Annotated in this window: 2 protein-coding genes; one reads left to right on the top strand and one right to left on the bottom strand. The window is 58.1% G+C overall.

Features of this window, described 5'->3' with window-relative positions; genetic code table 11:
- Nucleotides 1–427 (bottom strand): MBL fold metallo-hydrolase (locus JNB91_RS30345; RefSeq protein WP_223218489.1); only part of this gene is annotated, 427 nt, incomplete at its 3' end.
- Between the two features lie 188 nt (nt 428–615).
- Here JNB91_RS30345 and JNB91_RS30340 point away from each other — a divergent pair.
- Nucleotides 616–742, top strand: a 127-nt coding sequence (locus tag JNB91_RS30340; RefSeq protein WP_220329079.1) for a manganese catalase family protein, incomplete at its 3' end; no start/stop codon positions are given.

Below are 742 nucleotides of genomic sequence, written 5' to 3'. Positions count from 1 at the left end.
GGGGGAAGAGCGGCGACATCAACGCGACTGCTCCTCCGCCGACAAATGCGTCGGCCGGAGGATAGGAGGATTGCCCGTTCAGATACGGAAATTCCAGTGGATGAGCGTAGACCGGCACATCCCAGTGCCGAACCAGCGCCTCTAGGGAGCCAACATGATCGAAGTGGCCATGGGTCATCACGATTGCCGATGGCCGGGTGTTGCGACCAAATCGGTGCTCTACGGCCTCGATGATCGCGTTCTTCGACGTCGGAAGCCCCGTGTCTATCAACACCCACGCTCTGCCTTTGGAGGGATCGCCATAGAAGACCACATTGACGATGGACATCCGCCGATAGGAAAGATCTGGCGCGATGATCGAAGTATCGGATCCTGCCTGCGATACCGGTGCGAGATCTTCTTCGTCGAGGGCGAGCTGTAGGGTCAAGGGAGGCTCCATATTCGGCGAGCGAACCGACCGCGCTGCTCAAAGTTCCAAGGCAGCCACCCGTCTTTATGCCCCTCACCCTCTCGTTTTTCATTTTGATTGCTTTGGGCAGGGAACTTCACATCCTGGCTGCTGTTCGCGGGCCGGTACCTGCCCAGGTATCGCAAACCCCAAACGAGGAGAACTCTATGTTCAGTTTCGACAAGCGTTTGCAGTATCCGGTCAAGGTCGGTTCTCCCGACCCCATTTTTGCACGGATGCTCCAGCAGGCGATCGGCGGCGTCGAGGGCGAGATCCGCGTCTGCATGCAGTATT

This window comes from Aliirhizobium wenxiniae, assembly GCF_019511445.1.
GTDB classification, from domain to species: Bacteria; Pseudomonadota; Alphaproteobacteria; order Rhizobiales; family Rhizobiaceae; genus Neorhizobium; species Neorhizobium wenxiniae_A.
Note: the sequence above shows the minus strand (reverse complement) of the source record. Positions and strands in the feature narration are given on the sequence as shown.